Annotated in this window: 14 protein-coding genes; 6 read left to right on the plus strand and 8 right to left on the minus strand. The window is 67.5% G+C overall.

The window, feature by feature from the left end:
* The 7 genes from AC04MI_RS06205 to AC04MI_RS06235 all read right to left on the minus strand — a co-directional run.
* Positions 1–851, minus strand: an 851-nt coding sequence (locus tag AC04MI_RS06205; protein ID WP_476497365.1) for a ProQ/FINO family protein, incomplete at its 3' end; no start/stop codon positions are given.
* Positions 852–980: 129 nt separating this feature from the next.
* Positions 981–2,234, minus strand: coding sequence for a glycolate oxidase subunit GlcF (gene glcF, locus AC04MI_RS06210; protein WP_436076533.1), 1,254 nt, complete (start codon positions 2,232–2,234; stop codon positions 981–983).
* Between the two features lie 41 nt (positions 2,235–2,275).
* Positions 2,276–3,085, minus strand: coding sequence for a YoaK family protein (locus AC04MI_RS06215; RefSeq protein WP_476497366.1), 810 nt, complete (start codon positions 3,083–3,085; stop codon positions 2,276–2,278).
* Positions 3,086–3,129: 44 nt separating this feature from the next.
* Positions 3,130–4,257, minus strand: a complete 1,128-nt coding sequence (gene glcE / locus AC04MI_RS06220) for a glycolate oxidase subunit GlcE (protein WP_436076534.1) — start codon at positions 4,255–4,257, stop codon at positions 3,130–3,132.
* 257 nt (positions 4,258–4,514) lie between these two features.
* Entirely contained in the window at positions 4,515–6,053 is a 1,539-nt protein-coding gene (amt, locus tag AC04MI_RS06225; RefSeq protein WP_476497367.1) for an ammonium transporter, read from the minus strand.
* A gap of 36 nt (positions 6,054–6,089) precedes the next feature.
* Positions 6,090–6,428: a P-II family nitrogen regulator gene (glnK, locus tag AC04MI_RS06230; RefSeq protein ID WP_476497368.1), complete on the minus strand. Its 339-nt coding sequence runs from the start codon at positions 6,426–6,428 to the stop codon at positions 6,090–6,092.
* Positions 6,429–6,471: 43 nt separating this feature from the next.
* The gene (locus tag AC04MI_RS06235; RefSeq protein WP_476497370.1) at positions 6,472–7,182 is read right to left on the minus strand and encodes a TorF family putative porin; all 711 of its coding nucleotides are present in this window, start codon (positions 7,180–7,182) and stop codon (positions 6,472–6,474) included.
* A 214-nt stretch (positions 7,183–7,396) separates the two neighbouring features.
* Here AC04MI_RS06235 and AC04MI_RS06240 point away from each other — a divergent pair, with 214 nt between their 5' ends.
* Together AC04MI_RS06240 and AC04MI_RS06245 are read left to right on the plus strand one after the other, a co-directional pair.
* Positions 7,397–8,941 carry a YifB family Mg chelatase-like AAA ATPase gene (locus AC04MI_RS06240; protein WP_099731536.1) on the plus strand — a complete coding sequence of 515 codons (1,545 nt, stop codon included), beginning with the start codon at positions 7,397–7,399 and terminating at the stop codon, positions 8,939–8,941.
* A 182-nt stretch (positions 8,942–9,123) separates the two neighbouring features.
* Complete coding sequence (locus AC04MI_RS06245; RefSeq protein ID WP_056057218.1) at positions 9,124–9,621, plus strand: MarR family winged helix-turn-helix transcriptional regulator; 498 nt, start codon at positions 9,124–9,126, stop codon at positions 9,619–9,621.
* Between the two features lie 42 nt (positions 9,622–9,663).
* Here the strand turns inward: AC04MI_RS06245 and AC04MI_RS06250 are convergent, their stop codons facing one another.
* A complete protein-coding gene (locus AC04MI_RS06250) occupies positions 9,664–10,551 on the minus strand; it encodes an amidohydrolase family protein (RefSeq protein ID WP_476497371.1) in 888 nt (295 codons plus the stop codon).
* 160 nt (positions 10,552–10,711) lie between these two features.
* Between AC04MI_RS06250 and AC04MI_RS06255 the strand changes: the two genes are divergently transcribed.
* The 4 genes from AC04MI_RS06255 to AC04MI_RS06270 all read left to right on the plus strand — a co-directional run bounded on the left by AC04MI_RS06255 (position 10,712) and on the right by AC04MI_RS06270 (position 15,293).
* Positions 10,712–11,494 (plus strand): crotonase/enoyl-CoA hydratase family protein, encoded by a 783-nt coding sequence (locus AC04MI_RS06255; protein ID WP_099731537.1) that lies wholly within the window; start codon positions 10,712–10,714, stop codon positions 11,492–11,494.
* 40 nt (positions 11,495–11,534) lie between these two features.
* Positions 11,535–13,412 carry a feruloyl-CoA synthase gene (locus AC04MI_RS06260; RefSeq protein ID WP_476497372.1) on the plus strand — a complete coding sequence of 626 codons (1,878 nt, stop codon included), beginning with the start codon at positions 11,535–11,537 and terminating at the stop codon, positions 13,410–13,412.
* Between the two features lie 28 nt (positions 13,413–13,440).
* Positions 13,441–14,205, plus strand: coding sequence for an SDR family NAD(P)-dependent oxidoreductase (locus tag AC04MI_RS06265; RefSeq protein ID WP_476497373.1), 765 nt, complete (start codon positions 13,441–13,443; stop codon positions 14,203–14,205).
* A gap of 98 nt (positions 14,206–14,303) precedes the next feature.
* On the plus strand, positions 14,304–15,293 hold the full coding sequence (locus AC04MI_RS06270; protein ID WP_476497374.1) for a Bug family tripartite tricarboxylate transporter substrate binding protein: 990 nt from the start codon (positions 14,304–14,306) through the stop codon (positions 15,291–15,293).
* Positions 15,294–15,303 lie beyond the last annotated feature (10 nt).

Raw genomic sequence — 15,303 nt, forward strand, 5'->3', positions numbered from 1 at the left:
ACCGTGCGGGGCACCATGCCGTACATATCGGCAAAGGCGTCCAGGGTCTGGCCGCTGGCCTCAAAGGCGCGCAGCAAGGCTTCATCCTTGGCGTTGCGGGCCGACCATTCGGCAAAGGCTTCTTCGAGGATGGCGTTGGCGGCTTCGTCGCGGCTCAACACCAGTTGGGTATATGCCTCGCGCGTGAGGCCCGAGGCCTCGAACGCAGCCATCATGCGGTTGCGCAGCTTGGGCAGCAGGTCTTCGGTGGCGCGCGCCTTCTTGCGGCGGTAGACCTCCAGCAGCGCATGGTGCACATGCTCGGGGGCCATGTCTTCCACAGGCTGGCCCTGCAGGTCGTGGCGCTTATCGCCTGCCGCCACGCTTTGCAGATAGCGCGTGGAGCGGGTGTGCAGGCCCAGCGCCACCTTGAGCGCCTCGCGCTCGAACAGCTCGGGGTGGGCCGCCAGGATGTCCTGGAAGATGCCGCGCTTGAGCGGACGGAACACGGCGCCAAACAGGTGGGGGTAGAGCCCTGCCAGCTGCTCCAGCGCGGGGTGCACGCGCTGCGGCGCGCGCGTGCCTGCGCCCGGGCCACCTGCGGGCGCTGCAGCGTCTGCCGCACCGTCGGCGCTTGCACGGCCCTGCGGCGCCTGGCGCCCTTCGGGTTTGCGGCGGTTGCGGCCACCCCGGCGCGAGCCGTCCTGGCGCCGCTGGGGCGCGCCGGCTTCGGCCAACGCAGCAGGTTCAGAGGCCGCCACAGCGACCGCAGCAGCCTCGGTCGGCACAGGCGCTGCCTGGGGAGCGGCAGGCGCTACGGGCGCGACGGGTGCGGTTTGGGGTTGTTCTTGTGCGAACACGGAGTCGGTCATGGCGGTGCAGTTCGGGGGCAAATGAGAGGCGACAAAACCCTCGATCATGCCAGCCTCGGGGCTACAGGCACCAAATGGGCCGGATTCCGGAGCACGCCGTGAGCGCCCCGCGTCTCGCCCAACGCGCCGTCAACCCGTGCACAGGGCCTCGTCCAGCACCTCCACCCAGTGCCGCACAGGCGTCCCCGTGCCGCTTTGCAGATGGGTGATGCAGCCGATGTTGGCCGACAGGATCATGTCGGGCGGCTGGTTGCCGAAGGCCTCGCCGAGCACGCCGAGCTTGCGGTCGCGCAGCTGGTAGGACAGGTCGGGGTTGAGCACCGAATAGGTGCCTGCCGAGCCACAGCACAGGTGGGCATCGTTGCGCGCGGTGCGCAGCTTGAAGCCCAGCTGGTTCAGGTGCGCCTCCACCCCGCCGCGCAGCTTCTGGCCGTGCTGGAGCGTGCAAGGGGGGTGGTAGGCGTACAGAGTGTCCGGCTGGTTCACACGGCCCTGCAGCTTGGTGGCCAGCTCGGGCAGCAGGGCGGGCAGCAGCTCCGACAGGTCGCGCGTGAGGCTGCTGATGCGTTCGGCCTTGGTCGCGTACTGTGGGTCGTCCTTCAGGATGTGACCGTATTCCTTGACGGTGACGCCGCAGCCCGAGGCGTTCATGACGATGGCCTCGACCCCACCTGCGGCCACCAGCGGCCACCAGGCGTCGATGTTGGCGCGCATCTCTGCCATGCCGCCAGCCTGGTCGTTGAGGTGGAATTTGACGGCGCCGCAGCAGCCCGCCTTGGATGCGATCACGGTCTGGATGCCTACCGCGTCGAGCACGCGGGCGGTGGCCGTGTTGATGTTCGGCATCATGGCCGGTTGCACGCAGCCCGCCAGCATGAGAACCTTGCGCGCATGCTCACGCGTGGGCCAGGCGCCAGCGGCCTGCAGTGCGGGCACCTTGGCCTTCAGCGCCTCGGGCAGCAGGCCGCGCACCATTTGTCCTGCCTTCATGGCAGGAGCGAACAGCGGCGAAGGCAGGCCCTCCTTCAGCGCCCAACGCAGGGCTTTTTCGCCCACAGGGCGGGGCACTTTTTCATCGACGATCTTGCGACCGATGTCCACCAGGTGGCCGTATTGCACGCCGCTCGGGCAGGTGCTTTCGCAGTTGCGGCAGGTGAGGCACCGGTCCAGGTGCATCTGGGTCTTGCGCGTGGGCTCGGCGCCTTCGAGCACCTGCTTGATGAGGTAGATGCGGCCGCGCGGGCCGTCCAGCTCGTCGCCCAGCAGCTGGTAGGTGGGGCAGGTGGCGGTGCAAAAGCCGCAGTGCACACATTTGCGCAGGATGGATTCGGCCTCCAGGCCATCGGCGCGGGCGCGGTATTCAGGGGATAGCTGGGTTTGCATCGGGCATGCCTGGGCGAAGGAACAAAAAAGAGGGGGCCGGTTCAGCGCGCTGTCGGCGGGTCCAGCGGCGGATCGTGCGGCGCCTGCAGCGCCAGCGCCTTGCGCCAGGGCTGGCGCAGCCGGGCACGGTCCGCCCACAGCGGGGGCAGCGACAGGGCCAGCAGCACCAGCGCCAGCGGCACCACAAACACAAAGCCCACGTGCTTGAAGCCCGCAGCTCCCGCAATGCCGCCCACCAGAAACATGCCCACCAGCCCGGCAAACAGCCGCAGCCGGGCCTGGTTGGCACGCACCTGCGATTCGGGCGCAGTACCCGTGCGGTTCCAGTAGAGCATCTTGCCCATCTCGATGCCCAGGTCGGTCACCACGCCCGTCATGTGGGTGGTGCGGATCTGGGACGAGGACATCTTGGTCACGGTGGCGTTCTGCAGTCCCATGATGAAGGACAGCAGCAGCACCGTGAGTGGCACCGCAAAAGGCGTGGGCCAGCTGAGGGTGATGGCGCCCACCAGGCCAAACAGCAGCATCAGCACGGACTCCAGCAGCAGCGGCAGCGCGTAGGTGCTGCGCAGCCTGCGCTGGCGCGCCCAGTTGACCATGATGGCCGTGGTGCCCGCCCCGGACATGAAGGCCCAGAGCGCGCCCACGGCGCCCAGCACCAGCTTCATCTGCCCCAGCACCAGGTTGTCGGCCAGCGACGACAGGAAACCCGTCATGTGCGAGGTGTAGAGGTGCASCACCAGRAACCCCCCGGCATTCACKGCSCCGGCGTTGAASGCCAGCAGCAAGCCCAGCACCTGGTTGCTCGCAACCGTGCGGTGGTGTCCGGTGAGGTGAAAAAGGCGTCGCATGGCCAGGGTGGCGGTGGTGGCTGTGAGGGGGGGGGTTGCCTTGCCTACCAGGCCCGCGCCATGCGGCCGGGGTTGAAGATGCCGGCAGGGTCAAAGCTGTGCTTGAGGCGGGCGTGGATTTGCTCCAGCGCCTTGGATTGCAAGTCAAAAGCACCGCTGGCGCCATATTTATTTGCCTCGGCAGCTACAAAAAGAGAAGCACTCCCACCCGCCGCCCGGGCGGCTTCGCGCAGCGCGTCTCCGGCGGACTCGGGGGCCTGCACCCAGCGCAACGCCCCATGCCATTCCACCAGGGGCTGCACGCCGCCGGGCAAGGCCAGCACCGGCGCGGTGGCGGGCACCGACAGGCGCCACAGGGCGTGGTCGGGGCGCGTGGCCCGGTCGGTGAACCACGGCAGGGTCTGCTCGCGGCAGGCGGTCCAGTCAGCGGCCACGGTGGCGTTGTCCATGCGCGTGCCACCCATGGTTTTGCACGCGGCCTCCACCGCCGCCACGGCGCCGCGCAGGCGCACATACAGGGTGCCTGCACCTTCGTCCTGCACCCAACAGCTGGCGTTGAGGGGTAGCGGCTGGCCGCCCCAGGCGTGCAGCTTGCGCAACGCATCGGCCTGGTTGATGCCCTCGAACCGGAGTGTGGCCTCGCCGGGTGCCACGGGCAGCACCTTGAGGCTCACTTCGGTCAGCAGCCCCAGCGTGCCCCAGGCACCGGCCATGAGGCGCGCCACGTCATAGCCCGCCACGTTCTTCATGACCTGGCCGCCGAAGGTGAGCAGCTCGGCCTTGCCGTTGAGCAGGGTCACGCCCAACAGATAGTCACGCACCGCCCCCACGCTGGCGCGCGCCGGGCCCGACAGGCCGGCCGCCACCATACCGCCCACGGTGGCAGCGCCCGAAGGGGGCTTGGCGAAATGCGGGGGTTCAAAAGGCAGGCACTGGCCCTGCTCGGCGAGCGCGGCCTCCAGCTCGGCCAGCGGGGTGCCGGCCCGCACGGTGACGACCAGCTCGCTGGGCTCGTAGCTCACTATGCCGCGCAGCACCCGGGTGTCGAGCACCTCGCCGTGCAGCGCCAGGCCATGGAAGTCTTTGGTGCCCCCGCCACGGATGCGCAACGGGGTCTGGTCGGCGGCGGCAGCGCGCACGCGCTCAGTGATCGGGGCGAGGGGAAAGTCCATCCGTGCATCGTAGCGGCAGCGGTCCGCCGCACGGCATGCAGGGGGCGTGAATTTTTTGAACAGCGGACGTGCAAAGGACTGGCGGATGCCACGGGACCTTTGGCCCCCTGGCGCGCCAGTCCCACACGCGTCACCCACCGGTACGAAAAAAGCCCGCCGGTGGTCGGCGGGCTGAAGTAACCAGAGGAGTAACTCGCTTGTTCTTATTGCGACGCCACGGTGCCACCAGACACCGCAGCGCGTAGGGCGCAGAGCGATCAGCGGTTGTACGCCGTTTCGCCGTGCGAGGTGATGTCCAGACCTTCGCGTTCGTCTTCTTCCGAGACACGCAGGCCCACCGTCAGGTCAACCACCTTGTAGGCCACGAAGGACACCACGCCCGACCACACGATGGTCAGCAGCACGGCCTTGGCCTGTGTCCACACCTGGGCAGCGATGGAGTAGTCGGCAGAGGTCACCATGGTGGCGGTCACCCAGTCGGCCACGTAGCCAGGGCCACCCAGACCAGGGGCGTTGAAMACGCCGGTSAGCAGSGCRCCSACGATACCGCCGAYRCCGTGCACGCCGAACACGTCGAGCGAGTCGTCCGCRCCSAGCAGCTTCTTGAGGCCGTTGACRCCCCASAGGCAGGCAAAACCGCCCACCAGACCGATGACCAGCGCACCGCCGATACCGACGTTGCCKGCRGCCGGSGTGATGGCCACCAGGCCYGCCACGGCRCCCGAMGCSGCRCCCAGCATCGARGCCTTGCCGCGCATCAGCGCTTCACCSATGCACCATGCSAGCACGGCAGCAGCGGTAGCCACCAGCGTGTTGATGAAGGCCAGGGCAGCGAAGCCGTTGGCTTCCAGGGCAGAGCCGGCGTTGAAACCGAACCAGCCCACCCACAGCAGCGAGGCACCGACCATGGTCAGCGTCAGGCTGTGAGGCGCCATGGCTTCCTTGCCGTAACCAATGCGCTTGCCCACCATGAACGCACCCACCAGGCCCGCCACAGCGGCGTTGATGTGCACCACGGTACCGCCAGCGAAGTCCAGAGCACCCCACTGCCAGATCTGGCCTGCCTTGCTGGTCATGGCGTCGGCCACTTCCTTGGAGGCGTAGGCATCAGGACCCATCCAGAACCACACCATGTGGGCGATCGGCAGGTAGCTGAACGTGAACCACAGGACCATGAACAGCATGACGGCGCTGAACTTGATGCGCTCTGCGAACGCACCGACGATCAGGGCGCAGGTGATGCCGGCGAACGTGGCCTGGAAGGCGGCAAACACCACTTCCGGAATCACGACACCCTTGCTGAACGTGGCCGCGTTGGCAAACGTGCCTGCGGCGTTGTCCCAGATGCCCTTCATGAACAGCCGGTCGAAACCACCGATGAAGGCACCGCCTTCGGTGAASGCSAGGCTGTAGCCRTAGATGARCCACAGCACCACGATCAKCGAGAASGTGACCATCACCTGCATCAGCACGGACAGCATGTTCTTGCTGCGCACCAGGCCGCCGTAGAACAGCGCCAGGCCGGGCAGGACCATCAGGATCACGAGGATGGTGGAGGTCATCATCCACGCGGTGTCACCCTTGTTGGGGACAGGAGCAGGCGCTTCTGCGGCGGGCGCTGCAGGCGCAGCGGCGGCAGCAGCAGCCGGTGCAGCCGCTGCGGCAGGGGCTTCAGCCGCTGGTGCAGCCGCAGCGGGTGCCGAGGCCTCTGCCGTGGCGGGCGCCTGGGCGAGGACAGCCGATCCGCCGGATAGCAGACTCAGCCCCAGAATGAAGGAAGCAAGCAGTTTTTTCATGGCGTTTCTCTTCTTGTATGGGATGCGGCCTCGCCCTTACAGGGCTTCCTTGCCGGTTTCGCCAGTGCGGATGCGCACCACCTGCTCCAGGTGGGTCACGAAAATCTTGCCGTCACCGATCTTGCCGGTGCGCGCTGCGGTCTCGATGGACTCGATCACGCGGTCSACSAGGTCGTCGGMCACSGCSGCCTCGATCTTGACCTTGGGMAGRAAGTCSACCACRTACTCYGCRCCGCGGTACAGCTCGGTGTGGCCCTTCTGGCGGCCAAAGCCCTTGACTTCGGTCACCGTGATGCCTTGCACGCCGATGTCGGAGAGCGCTTCGCGCACTTCGTCGAGCTTGAAGGGCTTGATGATGGCTGTCACCATTTTCATTTTCAGTTCCTCCGGAATGGGCGCCACCGGCGCCCATTGAGACTTACAGGGTTTTGGTGAGCGTGACGATCACGCGCGACTTGTTGACCGGGCCGTAGAAGGCCTTCTTGGTGGCGCCAACCACGGCAGCGCCGAGGGACACGCCGCCGCCGAAGTCGTACGAACCGCCCAGGCTGTAGTCCATGAAGTTGGRGGCCGTGATGTCACCACCAAAGCGGGTGAAGCCGACCGACGCCTTCAGCGTGGTGCTGGGGGCCACTTCCTGGGCAAACGCCAGGTTCAGGTAGCCGGTGTTGCGGCCCTTCATGCCAGGACCTGCGTAGGCAAAGTAGTCCTTGGACAGGGTGTGCGAGTACTTGGCCGTCACGGGGCCGAAGGTGGCAGCGCCATAGACTTCGGTGGTGTTGCCCGCGCTGTTGCCGGGGTAGATGTAGGTCAGCAGGCCCACGTCCAGGTCCACGTCACCGGCCTTGAACTTGTAGCCGCCGTAGATGTCGGATTCGAGCGAGTTGCCGGACAGCCAGTTGACGCTGGAGTTCCAGTTGCCCACGTAGAAGCCGGTTTCGCCGAAGGTGTAGTCAAAGCCGCCTTGCAGTGCGGGCTTGACGGCCTTGACCTTGGACGTGTCCTGGTCCTGGCCACGGAACTTGTAGTTCGTGGTCAGGCTGACGTTGGCGGTGAGCTGGGCGCTGGCCAGCATGGGAAGGGTTGCAACAAGGGCAACGCCCAGGGTCTTGATGATGGCGCGGGTCATGTTTCCTCCGGTTGGACAAAGTAGGGACAAGCGCTTTAAGCACGGACCGTGCCACACCAAGGTGCACGGCGCGCTGCACGGTTGCGTTGCGTTACAACAATCCCCAGTACAGTGGCGGTGACCGCGTCCGGCATGTTGCACCCAACTGGTGCAGACACCCAACAGGTCGCGCTAAAAAACCACAAAACGCACCCATCTGGGGAGAAATCGCTTCATGAGTCTTGCTTTGGTGCAAAGCCGCGCCCTTCTGGGGCTGCAGGCGCCTGCAGTCACCGTCGAAGTGCATCTGGCCAACGGTTTGCCCAGCTTCACGCTGGTCGGGCTGGCCGAGGTGGAGGTGAAAGAAGCCCGCGAGCGCGTGCGCTCCGCGCTGCAGAACGCGGGGCTGGAGTTCCCGTCGAACAAACGCATCACCGTCAACCTTGCCCCCGCCGACCTGCCCAAGGATTCGGGCCGCTTCGATCTGCCGATTGCGCTGGGCATCCTCGCCGCCAGCGGTCAGGTGGATGCCAGCCGCCTGGCAGGCTACGAGTTTGCGGGCGAGCTGTCGCTGTCCGGCGAGCTGCGCCCCGTGCGCGGCGCGCTGGCCACCAGCCTGGCCCTGCAGACCCAGCAGATTGACGCACAGCTGGTGCTGCCGCCCGGCAGCGCCGAAGAGGCCGCCCTGGTGCCCGCCGCGCGCGTGGTGCGTGCGCGGCACCTGCTGGATGTGGTGCGGGCGTTCCTGCCACCGGGCAGCACGGCCGGTGGCGATGCCGACGTGGCCAACGACGGCTGGACCCGCCTGCAGGCCACCGCGCTCACCGCCAGCACCACCGGGCCCGACATGGCCGACGTGAAGGGCCAGGCGGGCGCCAAGCGCGCGCTGGAGATTGCAGCGGCTGGCGGCCACAGCCTGCTGATGGCCGGGCCACCTGGCTCGGGCAAGTCGATGCTGGCGCAGCGYTTTGCCGGGCTGCTGCCCGCGATGACGGTGGACGAAGCGCTGGAGAGCGCCGCCATTGCCAGCCTGGCGGGGCGCTTTCGGCCCGAGGCTTTTGGCGTGCGCCCCACCGGCCAGCCCCACCACACGGCCAGCGCGGTGGCGCTGGTGGGCGGTGGCTCGCCACCCCGGCCGGGCGAGATCTCGCTGGCCCACCAGGGCGTGCTCTTCCTTGATGAACTCCCGGAATTCCCCCGCGCTGCGCTAGAGGCTCTGCGCGAGCCGCTAGAGACCGGCCACATCACCATCGCCCGGGCAGCGCAACGCGCGGAGTTTCCGGCCCGGTTCCAGATGATCGCGGCGATGAATCCGTGCCCCTGCGGCTTTCTGGGCTCCACGCAGCGCGCCTGCCGCTGCACGCCCGACCAGGTGCACCGTTACCAGGCCAAGCTCAGCGGCCCGYTGCTGGACCGYATCGACCTGCATGTGGAGGTGCCCGCCCTGCCCGCCGAGCAGCTGGTGCAGGCGGCTGCGGGCGAGTCCACCGCCAGCATCCGCGCCCGGGTGGAGCAGGCCCGCGCCAAGGCGCTGGCGCGCCAGGGCAGCACCAACCAGGCGCTGCAGGGGCAGGCCATCGACGCCCACCTGCACCTGGACGATGCGGCCGCCAAGTTCCTCAACACCGCTGCCGCGCGCCTGGGCTGGTCGGCACGCAGCACGCACAGGGCGCTGAAGGTGGCGCGCACCATCGCCGACCTGGCGGGCGCGCCCACCACCGAGGTCAGCCATGTCGCCGAGGCCGTGCAATACCGCCGCGTACTGCGCAGCCCGGTGTGAGTAGCGCTGGCGGCCCTTGAGGCACATCAGCACCTTGACGGAGACAGATATCAAATTGATAGCGCCTGGCGCATGTATCACTAGCGCCTGCGGCTGATTTTGATCAAAAAGAGGGTGCGCAGCACCCAGCGGGCGCTGCGCACCGGCCGCAGGGGCCCGGGCGCCCGGCACAATCTCCCCCCATGTCCAGCGTCCGCTCCCCCAAGAAATCCCCGTCGGTCCCCGCCCCCACAGACACCGCAGCCCCCGCCAACGAGCCCGTGGACACCGGCTTTTTGCGCACGCTGGTGGGCTACAACACGCGGCGCGCGGCGCTGTCCATCATTGCCGTGTTCATGGAACGCATGGCCGTGTACGACCTGAAGGTGGTGGATTTCTCGGTGCTGTCACTGGTGGCGCACAACCCGGGCATCACCTCGCGCCAGCTGTGCGCCACGCTCAGCGTGCTGCCGCCCAACATGGTGGGCTTGATTGCGGCGCTGGAACGGCGCGGCCTGATCGAGCGGCGCCCACACCCGAGCGATGGGCGCGCCATGGGCGTGCACCTGACGCCCGCCGGGGTGGAACTGACGGCGCAGGCCGAGCAGACGGCCGCGCAACTGGAAGAAGACGCCACCAACCGCTTGACGGCGGCCGAGCGCAAGACGCTGATCCGGCTGCTGCAAAAAGTCTACGACTGATCCAGCGGCCGCTCAGCCGGCCACAAGAGGCCTGGATGCGTATCAGGCGGCCGGCGCTGCCGGGGCCTTGTCCAGCCCCAGCAAGCGCACGGCGTTGCCTTTCAGGATGCCGGGCATCACCTCGGGCTTGAAGCCCGCTTCCTGGAAGTCCTTCATCCAGCGCTCGGGGGTGATCAGCGGGTAGTCGCTGCCAAACAGCACGCGGTCCTTCAGCAGCGTGTTGGCGTACTGCACCAGCTGCTTCGGAAAATACTTGGGACTCCAGCCCGACAGGTCGATCCACACATTGGGCTTGTGCGTGGCGACCGACAGCGCCTCGTCCTGCCACGGAAAGCTGGGGTGGGCCATCACGATCTGCATGTCGGGGAAGTCAATCGCCACGTCGTCCAGGTGCATGGGGTTGCTGTACTCCAGCCGCAGGCCGCCGCCGCAGCGCATGCCSSWGCCRATGCCGCTRTGGCCGGTATGGAAGATGGCSGGCAKSYYGTRCTCGGCRATCACCTCATAGATAGGCCAGGCCATCTTGTCGTAGGGGTGGTAGGCCTGCACCGTGGGGTGGAACTTGAAGCCCTTGATGCCGAACTCCTCGATCAGGCGGCGGGCTTCGCGCGCGCCCATCTTGCCCTTGTGGGGGTCGATGCTGGCGAAGGCCGTCATCATGTCGCTGTTGGCCTTGGCGGCCTCGGCGATCTCTTCATTGGGGATGCGGCGGCGGCCCATCTTGGACTCGGCGTCCACGGTGAACATCACCAGGCCAATCTTCTGCTCTCGGTAGTAGGCCACCGTCTCGGCAATGGTGGGGCGGCGGCCGTTCTTGAAGTACTTGTCGGCGGCGCGGTCGTACTCCTCGCCGTAGTTGTCAAACGGGTTCCAGCAGCTCACCTCGGCGTGGGTGTGGATGTCGATGGCGATCAGATTGGCGTGGTCCATGCGTGTCTCCTGGGTTGGCGCCCGCCGGTGCAGCGTCAAACCCCCAGCATGCGCCACGGCGCGTGACGCAGATCAAGGGTAAACACCAATAAAAAACGGGCTTGGCTTGCTTGAATTGGTTATGAACTATAACCACAATTCAACCAACACGAAAGCCTCTATGACCCATCCAGACATCCATTTCGAGCTGCGCGGCGACCACCAGGAAGTGGCCGTGATCCGCCTGACCCGTGCGGCCAAGCGCAACGCGCTGAACGACGGCCTGATCCTCGCGCTGCGCGACCTGTTCGAGAAAATGCCCAGCACCGTGCGCGCCGCTGTCATTGATGGCGACGGCCCGCATTTCTGCGCCGGGCTGGACCTGTCGGAGCTGAAAGAGCGTGACGCCGGCCAGGGCCTGCACCACTCGCGCATGTGGCACGCCGCGCTGGAGCGTGTGCAGTACGGCCCCGTGCCGGTCATCGCTGCGCTGCATGGCGCCGTGGTGGGCGGCGGGCTGGAGCTGGCCAGCGCCTGCCACATCCGCGTGGCCGACGAATCCACCTTCTATGCGCTGCCCGAGGGATCGCGCGGCATCTTCGTGGGCGGCGGCGGCGCGGTGCGCATCCCCAAGCTCATCGGCGCTGCGCGCATGACGGACATGATGCTCACCGGCCGCGTCTACAACGCGCAAGACGGCGAGAAGGTCGGCTTTGCCCAGTACCTCGTGCCCGAAGGCCAGGCCTTTGAAAAGGCCTTCGAGCTGGCCGTGCGCGTGGCGCAGAACGCGCCGCTGACCAACTACGCGCTGATGCACGCCCTGCCCCGCATTGCCGAGCAGCCCGCCGACCAGGGCTTCTTCACCGAAGCCATGATGGCCGCCATCGCCCAGAGCGCCCCTGAAGCCAAGTCCCGCCTCGCCGACTTCCTGGAAGGCCGCGCCGCCAAGGTCCGCAAGGACTGAGCCCGCCCCCAGTCACCCCTTGCCCCTGCTGGAACCCCCTATGAGCGACCTCTCCACCCCCCTCGCCCCGGCCCGCTACCGCCCCGTGACTTTCGGCGTGACCCGCGTCAGCCTGCGTGACGGTGCACCGGGCGTGCGTTACCTGCAGGCGGACCTGCCCCTGGGCGCCTTTGCCCGCCGCGTGACGGACTACCTGGTGCACTGGGCGGAGACCACGCCCGACCACAGCTTTCTGGCACGCCGCGAACAGCTGCCCGGTGGCAAGACGGGTGACTGGCAGCATGTGAGCTACGCCCAGGCGCTCGACGCCGCGCGCAGCATCGGCCAGGCCCTGCTGGACCGGGGCCTGAACGCCGAGCGCCCGGTGGTGGTGCTGAGCGAGAACACCGTCGAGCACGCCCTGCTGGCGCTGGGCTGCATCTACGCCGGTGTTCCCWACTGCCCCGTGTCGCCCGCCTATGCCACCGTGAGCCAGGACTACGACAAGCTGCGCCACGTCATCGACACCCTCACCCCCGGCCTGGTGTTTGCCGCCGACGGCGCACGCTACGGCAAGGCCATCGCAGCCACCGTGGCGGCCGATGTCGAAGTGATCCTGGCCCAGGGCGCGCTGGAGGGCCGCAAGGCCGGCACCTTCCAGAGCCTGCGCCACACCACCGCCACCCCGGCGGTGGACGCGGCCATGCACGCCACCGGCCCCGGCACCATCGTGAAGTTCCTGTTCACCAGCGGCTCCACCAAGATGCCCAAGCCGGTCATCAACACCCAGCGCATGTGGTGCGCCAACCTGCAGCAGATCTCGCTGTCGCTGCCGGTGCTGGCCGAGGCATCGCCCGTGCTGGTGGACTGGCTGCCGTGGAACCACACCTTCGGCAGCAACCACAACTTCGGCCTCACGATGATGCATGGCGGCACGCTGTACATCGACGACGGCAAACCGACGGCCGCACTGATTGGCGAGACSCTGCGCAACCTGCGCGAGATCGCRCCCACSGTSTACTTCAACGTGCCSACCGGCTTTGAAATGATTGCCGAGGCCATGAAGACCGACGCCCAGCTGCGCGCCAACCTGCTGTCGCGCGTGCGCCTGTTCTTCTACTCGGGCGCCGGCCTGGCCCAGCCCGTGTGGGACAGCCTTCACGCCACACAAGAGGCCGCCATTGGCGAGCGCATCGTGATGTGCACGGGCCTGGGGATGACGGAATCCGCCCCCTCGGCCATGTTCTGCAACAGCCCCGACGTGCGCTCCGGCCACATCGGCGCGCCCGTGCCCGGCATGGTGCTCAAACTGGTGGAGGTSGACGGCAAGACCGAGGTGCGCTACCGCGGCCCCAACRTCACGCCCGGCTACTGGCGCTCCGACGCCGCCACGCGCGACGCGTTTGACGACGAAGGCTACCTGTGCACCGGCGACGCCGTGAAGTGGATCGACGAGAACAACATCCACCGGGGCCTGGCGTTTGACGGCCGCATTGCCGAAGACTTCAAGCTCTCCACCGGCACCTTCGTGAGCGTGGGCCCCATGCGCGCCAAGATCATCGTGGCGGGCGCACCCTACATCCAGGACGTGGTGCTCACCGGCCTGAACATGAAGGAAGTGGGCGCCCTGCTGTTCCCTTCCCCCGCCTGCCGCGAAGTGGCGGGCCTGGGCCCGGACGCTCCCTGGGCCGACGTGGTGGCGCACCCCGCCGTGCGCCAGCGCATCGAGGCGGTGCTGGACGGGCTGGCCCGCGAAGCCACCGGCAGCGCCAGCCGCGTGGCCCGCGCGCTGCTGATGGCCGAGCCGCCYTCCATCGACAAGGGCGAAATCACCGACAAGGGCTCCGTCAACCAGCGYGCCGTGCTCAAGCACCGCGATGCGCTCGTCACGGCCTTGCACGACGACACAGCACCGGGCATCCTCAAGCCCGGCGCCTGAACCCCACCCCGAACAGGACAGACCCACCATGCAGATTCAAGGACAAGCCGCCCTCGTGACCGGCGGCGCATCGGGCCTCGGCGAGGCCACCGCACGCGAACTGGCCCGCCTGGGCGCCAAGGTGGCCGTGCTCGACCGCAATGCCGAGCTGGCCGAAAAAGTTGCTGCTGAAATTGGCGGCGTAGCCTGCCCCTGCGACATCACCGACGCCGCCAGCGTGACCGCCGCGCTGGAGAAGGCCGCTGCCGCCCACGGCCCCGCCCGCATCCTCATGAACGTGGCCGGCATTGGCAGCGCCAAGCGCGTGGTGCAGCGCGACGGCAGCGCCGCACCGCTGGAAGACTTCGCGCGCGTCATCAACATCAACCTCATCGGCAGCTACAACGTGAGCCGCCTGTTTGCCGCCGCCTGCAGCAAGCTGCCCGTGCTGGACAACGGCGAGCGCGGCGTGATGATGTTCACCGCATCCGTCGCGGCCTTTGACGGCCAGGTGGGCCAGCAGGCCTACAGCGCCTCCAAGGSSGGCCTSGYSGGCATGACGCTGCCGATGGCGCGCGACCTSGCGCAGCACGCSATCCGCGTSTGCACCGTGGCGCCSGGCCTSTTTGCCACGCCGCTGATGAAAGAGCTGCCCGAGGCCGTGCAACAGTCGCTGGCGGCCAGCATCCCCTTCCCGCCACGCCTGGGCAAACCCGAAGAGTTTGCCGAGCTGGCTTGCCATATCGTGACCAACGGCCACCTSAACGGCGAAGTSATYCGCCTSGAYGGCGCCCTGCGCATGGCGCCGCGGTAAACGATCAGCGCCACACATCAGTAAATAACAAGAGGGCGCGAAAGCGCTCCAGCTTGACCCCCGAGATTTCCGTCAGACACACACCAGGAGACATCAGCATGACCACCACCCGCCGTCAATTCGTTCAGGCCCTTGGCGCCAGCGCCGCGCTGGGCGCCTTCCACCCCTTTGCCGCCCATGCCCAGGTGGACCAGGTGAAGGTGTACTTCGGCTTCCCCGCCGGCAGCTCGGGCGACACCGTGGCCCGCCGCGTGGCCGAGAAGTGGGCTGGCAGCGCGTTCAGCAAGAACCCTGGCGTGGTGGAAAACAAGCCCGGCGCGGGCGGSCGCATTGCGCTSGASACGCTCAAAGCTGCGCCAGCAGACGGCTCGGTGCTGGCCGTGGCACAGGTGTCGGCCCTGGCCAACTACCCGCACATCTACAGCAAGATGAACTACACCGACAAGGACTTCGCGCCCGTGTCGATCGCAGCCATCATGCACCACGGCCTGGCCGTGGGCCCCRYGGTGCCCGCCAGCGTGAAGAMSGTGMMSGASTTCCTGGCCTGGGCCAAGGCCAACCCCAAGGACGCCAGCTACGGCTCGCCCGGCGCGGGCTCCACGCCCCACTTCCTGGGCGCACTGCTGGGCATCAACAGCGGTGTGGACCTGCGCCACGTGCCCTACCGTGGCTCCATCCCTGGCGTGACGGACGTGGTGGGCGGCCAGGTGGCTGCCATGGTCACGCCGCACGGCGACTTCATCGCCAACTACAAGGCAGGCAAGCTGCGCATCCTGGCCACCTCGGGCCCCAAGCGCTCCATCTACGTGCCGGATGTGCCCACGTTTGCCGAACAGGGCTTCCCTGAGCTGACCACTGAAGAATGGTTTGGCTTCTACGCCCCGGCCGCCACGCCCAAGCCCGTGATTGCTGCTGCCAACGCCGCCATCAACGCCGCGCTGAAGGAAAAGTCGGTCATCGACAGCTTGGCCATCGTGGGCCTGATGCCCCATGGCTCCACCCCTGAAGAACAGGCCCGCTGGCAAAAGGCCGAGTACGACAGCTGGGGCCCGCTGATCAAGAAGATCGGCTTCACCGCAGAGTCCTGATTTCCCCTGC

It is taken from the genome of Acidovorax sp. LjRoot204 (assembly GCF_056175785.1).